Source organism: Leptospira sp. B5-022 (genome assembly GCF_000347035.1).
In the GTDB taxonomy this organism is placed as follows: Bacteria; Spirochaetota; Leptospiria; order Leptospirales; family Leptospiraceae; genus Leptospira_B; species Leptospira_B cinconiae.
The window spans coordinates 1-4,973 of record NZ_ANIJ01000016.1 but is presented as its reverse complement, the minus strand read 5'-3'; the positions used below and the strand labels follow the sequence as shown (position 1 = coordinate 4,973).

Genomic DNA, 4,973 nt, shown 5'->3' with positions numbered 1-4,973 from the left:
TCGCAAAAATTTCTGCTTATATAGATATGGTGCTTTGGAAAGGATTGATAGATGGATTTATTTTTTGTAAGAGATACTAGTGGAGATACTGCTTCAAATTTGCAATTATTTTCGCTTATTCAGGCTTTCAAATACTGGAATGAAGTTAACGAAATGCGGAGCAAAAGCGAAACTAATAGTTCGAAATTATTAGAATACTATGTTTTCATTATAGCTTGCTTAGGCTTAAGCCTAACTCAATTACTTGGACAGAATTATTCAAAGGGAGCGAAGAGCATCCCAAATCCAGGAGAATTGTTGGCAGATATTTTTAATCAAAATAAAGATTTCTCGAAGAAAAGAAAAAAAATTATCAACAAAAGATTTGATGAGTTTATCTCAATTTACAACAAATGTCGACATTTTGGAATTACTAAAGATAGAGCAACGCATTCGATCGTCGCTGGAATAACGTTTGACGAGGTTTCAAAAAGTTTAAAGACGACGCTTCTTATTTGGGATAATATTATTGCTATTTTCAAAAAAGATCCAAATAATCTGTTAGATGATTTTGAACCCCACGGTATTCAAAGTATTGTTGAAGACATACTTAGGAATGGATCTTATGAGTTTAGAGATAAACTTGTGTAAGTAAGTTATCTCTGCCAACAACTCGTTCTATCCTAAGGTAGATTTTTGATTTGTATCACTGTTTGATGCGACTACGTCTAACTTTCGGTGCTTCCGCAGCGCTTCGAGCTTGCTTCGCAACTCTCGCTTGGGCTTCGCCACATTTGCTTCTGTCACTTCGTTTGCAAAGCAAACTCGTGCCATCGCAAACGTCGGAACACCTTGGTCGTTAGACGCAAGCGTTTTGAATTTATATTATATAAGAGGAAAAATGAAAAAAATATTAGTGTCACTTATGTTAATCTTGGTGTTAACAAACTGCTCTTCCAAGGAAATACAAGAAGTTCCGAAACCGAAGCCTTCGTTTAACTTTGCTGCCTATCAACCAATGAATTTTGATTCTATTGTAAAAGTTGCAAAGAACATAAATGAAACAGAAGGGGACCTAGGAATTTCAATCATTAATGAGCGAGTGAAGCTTAAATATAAGCTTCCTAAATTGCCAACCAAGGTAGACAAATATGGAGATATGGTATTAGGAGCTAACACTATATATTTGCAAACTTCGGTTAAGCTTGAAGATATCTTTTCTCATCAGCTAAATATCCCAAGTGGAAAATTTAAAGTGAATATGTTTTTTCAAAAATCATTAATAGACTATACTTTAGCTAATGCGCGCTCTGAATTATATTTCTACGTCCTTTTTGCAAGTTATAATAACTTTGATAAATCAATTAATCTTTTGGTAAATGCTGTCAATAACGAAGCTCATGAGGCGGAGCTTCAAAAGGAACTCCAATAAAAACGCCAGCGTCTAACTTTCGGTGCTTCCGCTACGCTTCGAGCTCGCTAACGCGACTCTCGCTCGGGCTACGCCACATTTGCTTCCGTCACTGCGCTTGCTGTGCGCAAGCTCGTGCCATCGCAAACGTCGGAACACCTTGGTCGTTAGACGACAATGCTATAAATAGGAGTGTAAGATGAAAAATAAATTAAGCGCTTTTTTGGATGATGAAACAGAGCTTATAATGTCTCGGTTAGGAATTCTTGGAAAATTTAGAAACAGAGAATTGAAATGTAAGTTTTGCAAGTCGGTCATTACTGAACAGAATTTACATTCAATTTTTCCCGAGTCAGGAGAGATTAAGTTAGTTTGCGATTCGTTAGAATGCATTGACCAGTTTCATAGACAATTGGAGAAAAAGAAGTATGGTTGACCTGATAATTCTATATTTAATTTTCAGTTCTTTCTCAACATTAAGTTTATTTATTATAATATATCAAATTGTTAAAAATCCAGATATAGTCGAAAAATGGGCTTCTCTAATATATAAGCTCTTCACACAAATTGGAATATTTGCTGGTTGGGCTAGGAAACGTTATATTCAACGCGATATTCAATCGAGAATTAATATTTTTGTTAGAAGAATTGTTGCTTCGATCCCGCAGATGGAATTTAAAAAATGTAGAATCGATTGGGTTGATTTGGATAAAATTGATAAGAAAACATTTTTAGAAAACGATCAAGTAATCATTAGATTAAGTAACAAAGCGGAAGACAATGAAAATTTTGTTCATGCCACGTATCACTTTGTGTCCACTTCATTGCTAATGAAAGCGAAAAGATACATTTCGCCATCGCAACGTGAGTCGCTAGACTTGTTTGTTACAGGTAAAATTATAGAGGAAGAGAAAATAGCCGTAAGAGATTACTACTTAGAAAATTATGCATTTCCAAACTTTTTAAAAGCTTCCGGTAAAATTAAAGAATATTATGAAAAATACCAAATTATTGAAGAGTTGGGGCATTTTTATACGATACTGCTGAATGAGTTGGACTTGATCGGCGGAAAAGTCTATGGGAAAGTTAAAGACGCTTCGCTAATAGTTGAAGTTGATCAATTAATTGAATTTCTCTTGGAGCTTGCTGACAAGAAAGTGGGTGAAGATAAAAATTTAAATTTTCAAAGACCTAATTCAAATTTAGCAGTCGTGATTGTTGGGAAAAATATAAAAGTCCATGAAACGCCAGAAGTTTACGAAAGGTACATTAACGGTAAAATTCTTCCGAACAACTTCAATAGCATTTATTTAGTAGGCTCATTTATTAATAAAAATCTAATTGAGCAATTGTCAGCTCGATGTTTGGGTTCTTACGAAATATTATTGAGAAAGAAGCATCCAGTAAAGCTAAAGTATAGAGATGGTAGTGATGAATATCATGATACCTATACGATGGTGCTAAGAAAACGAGGAAATGGTATCCATGGCTAATTGATAGCATCGTCGTCTAACTTTCGGTGCTTCCGCAGCGCTGCGGGCTTGCTTCGCAACCCTTGCTTGGGCTTCGCCACATTCGCGTCCGTCACTTCGTTTGCATGGGCAAACTCGTGCCGTTGCGAACGTCGGAACACCTTGGTCGTTAAACGCCATTTTTGCTACTCCTCCGTTTTCAATTTCGCCGCGTCCATGCGGCGAGGAGTGAGATTAGGTCTGTTTAAAATTGAATTAGAGTTTCAATTTTGCATTTTTTCGAAAAAAGTTAAGATTTGACAATACCCTACTCAGTAGGGATTCTGTCTAAATTGAAAAGACTGTTTGTACATTTACCTGATTTCGATCATTTTTGGACAAGAGCCGGTCTGGGAGATCATGAACTTAAAGATTTCCAAAACCACCTTTTAGAATATCCGAAGCAAGGTGTAGTAATTCCTGGTTCAAACGGCATACGAAAGATTCGTTGGAAGAAGAAAGGAACAGGTAAAAGCGGTGGAATTAGAGTCTTCTATATTGATTTTGAAGAATTTGAAATAATCTTTTTGATAACGCTTTTAGAAAAGAATGACAAAGAGAACCTTTCGAAATCTGAGTTAACGATTTTATATAATTTGATAGCACGTTTGAAAGAGATATTGAAATCGGGAAAGCATTCATATGGAAAAAGAAAATAGTAAATTATTTAATAGCTTAGCAAAAGGTCTTAATGAAGCTATAGAGTATTCTGAAGGTAAAAAAGTTTCTGGAATTAGAGAACATCAAGTTTCTATAGAGAAGTTACCTCAATTTAAAGCTAGAGAAATTAAAAATATTAGAACAAAACTTCATCTTACTCAAAATCTATTTGCACAAGCTATAGGAGTTTCTGTAAAAACAGTAGAAGCATGGGAGTCGGGGAGGAATATACCTCAAGGTCCAGCTCAACGAATGCTCTTTATTCTTAAAAATAATTCAAAAGCTCTTAGTTTGCTCGGGATTAAGAATAGTTAAAGTGACGCCATCCTTGGCTTAATGCGCAGTTATATATCGCAAAAACAGCGTTTAACTTTCGGTGCCTCCGCGCCGCTCGGGGCTTGCTTCGCAACCCACTCGCTTGGGCTTACGCCACATTTGCTTCTGTCACTGCACTTGCTTGCGCAAGTTCGTGCCATTGCAAACGTCGGAGCACCTCGGTCGTTAGGCGCAATAATGAAAAGGATATTTAATACGTGGTAAAAGAACAATTATTCCCTATTTTTAAGAATAAATATTTTCAATTCTTTATTACTTTTTACTTTATAATTCAAATTATCTTACTTTTAGAGAAACATTTTAATGTAAATTTTACATCGGATGCAGATTCATTCATTTTACATTTATCGCTATATGCGTTAGTGCTTCTCTTTTTTATTCTTTTTGCTTTAAAATCCATTATGGACTTAACAAATGCAGATAGTTTACCCAAACGTTCATTGATGAACATGTTTGGTCATTTGGCAATTTTTACTGTGCCAAATTGGTTTATTTTTCTGGGCTATTCACCTTTATTAAAGATGCTAATTGATATGGATCCTGATCCAAATAACTTGAACCAGTCCCCTCTAAAAGTAAGAGTATATACGACAGGTGTAACAGCTTATTTTGCTTTATATTTAATGGGTGCAGCAATAATTATCGGTTCTCGATCTATGAAAGAATATTTTCGAAATTTCAAGATAATGCTTAGTAATCGGCAATCTTATCTATATTTCCTTATATTTTTTATCCCTCACATATTATTGACGATTTCAAATATTTTTAATTTTCTGATTATTCAAAAGTTTGATTATTTAATTATATTTATTGGTACTCTCATAATTTATTTTGATTTTGTTTTTTTGGTAAAGCATTGGCAAAGAATAAAATCAATAACATAAAATTACTTGTGAAGATTCATTACTGCGCCTAACTTTCGCCTCAGCCGCAGCGCTGCGGGATCGCTACGCGACCCTTGCTTGGCCTCCGGCACATTTCGCTTTGTCACTCGTCTTGCAGGGCAAGTCTCGTGCCAAGTGCTTACGCACTCGCGAAACGTCGGCTAGGCTTGGTCGTTATGCGAAATTTATTTT

At 35.5% G+C, this 4,973-nt stretch carries 7 protein-coding genes; 6 read left to right on the top strand and 1 reads right to left on the bottom strand.

Features of this window, described 5'->3' with window-relative positions:
- Positions 1-51: 51 nt before the first annotated feature.
- On the top strand, positions 52-630 hold the full coding sequence (locus LEP1GSC192_RS07920) for a hypothetical protein (protein WP_036089396.1): 579 nt from the start codon (positions 52-54) through the stop codon (positions 628-630).
- A 55-nt stretch (positions 631-685) separates the two neighbouring features.
- On the opposite strand, the gene LEP1GSC192_RS20190 is transcribed toward LEP1GSC192_RS07920, so the two are convergent.
- The gene (locus tag LEP1GSC192_RS20190; RefSeq protein ID WP_157186898.1) at positions 686-802 is read right to left on the bottom strand and encodes a TraY domain-containing protein; all 117 of its coding nucleotides are present in this window, start codon (positions 800-802) and stop codon (positions 686-688) included.
- 78 nt (positions 803-880) lie between these two features.
- On the opposite strand from LEP1GSC192_RS20190, the gene LEP1GSC192_RS07915 reads away from it, so the two are divergent.
- The 5 genes from LEP1GSC192_RS07915 to LEP1GSC192_RS07890 all read left to right on the top strand — a co-directional run bounded on the left by LEP1GSC192_RS07915 (position 881) and on the right by LEP1GSC192_RS07890 (position 4,781).
- Complete coding sequence (locus tag LEP1GSC192_RS07915) at positions 881-1,411, top strand: hypothetical protein (RefSeq protein WP_036089393.1); 531 nt, start codon at positions 881-883, stop codon at positions 1,409-1,411.
- Between the two features lie 407 nt (positions 1,412-1,818).
- Positions 1,819-2,883, top strand: coding sequence for a hypothetical protein (locus LEP1GSC192_RS07905; protein ID WP_020769423.1), 1,065 nt, complete (start codon positions 1,819-1,821; stop codon positions 2,881-2,883).
- A 311-nt stretch (positions 2,884-3,194) separates the two neighbouring features.
- The gene (locus LEP1GSC192_RS07900; protein ID WP_020769424.1) at positions 3,195-3,560 is read left to right on the top strand and encodes a type II toxin-antitoxin system RelE/ParE family toxin; all 366 of its coding nucleotides are present in this window, start codon (positions 3,195-3,197) and stop codon (positions 3,558-3,560) included.
- On the top strand, positions 3,544-3,876 hold the full coding sequence (locus LEP1GSC192_RS07895; RefSeq protein ID WP_036089387.1) for a DNA-binding transcriptional regulator: 333 nt from the start codon (positions 3,544-3,546) through the stop codon (positions 3,874-3,876). The genes LEP1GSC192_RS07900 and LEP1GSC192_RS07895 overlap by 17 nt, the downstream gene beginning before the upstream one ends.
- Before the next feature lie 218 nt (positions 3,877-4,094).
- A complete protein-coding gene (locus LEP1GSC192_RS07890; protein ID WP_020769426.1) occupies positions 4,095-4,781 on the top strand; it encodes a hypothetical protein in 687 nt (228 codons plus the stop codon).
- Positions 4,782-4,973 lie beyond the last annotated feature (192 nt).